Annotated in this window: 1 protein-coding gene; it reads left to right on the top strand. The window is 67.1% G+C overall.

Annotated features, from left to right (window positions below; translation table 11 throughout):
* Positions 1-74 precede the first annotated feature (74 nt).
* Positions 75-559: condensation domain-containing protein (locus tag NKJ12_RS32225; protein ID WP_352707759.1), on the top strand; the 485-nt coding region annotated here is incomplete at its 3' end.

Here is a 559-nt window from a genome sequence, read left to right as displayed (position 1 = left end):
CTGACGCTCCGGCCCGTCTTGCGCTGCCGACGGACCGGCCGCGGCCGGCCCAGCAGTCGTATGCCGGGGCCGCTGTGCCGATCGTCATCGATGCGGATCTGACGCGGGGTCTGAAGCGGCTGAGCCGGCAGCATGGCACGACGTTGTTCATGACGGTGCTGGCGGCCTGGGCGGCGGTGCTGTCGCGTCTGTCGGGGCAGGACGACCTTGTGATCGGCGTGCCGAGCGCCAATCGAGGCCGGGGCGAGATCGAAGAGTTGATCGGCTTCTTCGTCAACACCCTGGCGCTTCGGCTGGACCTGTCGGGCGAGCCGAGCGTGTCGGAGCTTCTGGAACGGACGCGGCGCACGGCCTTGGCTGCCCAGGAGCATCAGGACCTGCCGTTCGAGCAGGTCGTCGAGATCGTGCAGCCGCCACGGCATCTTGATCACACGCCGCTGTTCCAGGTGATGTTGGCCTGGCAGAACAACGCCGTCGGGTCATTGGACCTGCCGGGGCTGAGTGTGGAAGCTGCCGGGGAGGGGTATGATCAGGTCAAGTTCGATCTGGAGCTGAGCCT

It is taken from the genome of Mesorhizobium sp. M0195 (assembly GCF_040322115.1).
Taxonomy (GTDB): Bacteria; Pseudomonadota; Alphaproteobacteria; order Rhizobiales; family Rhizobiaceae; genus Mesorhizobium.
The sequence above is the reverse complement of the archived record's forward strand: the minus strand, read 5'-3'. Positions and strand labels throughout refer to the sequence as shown.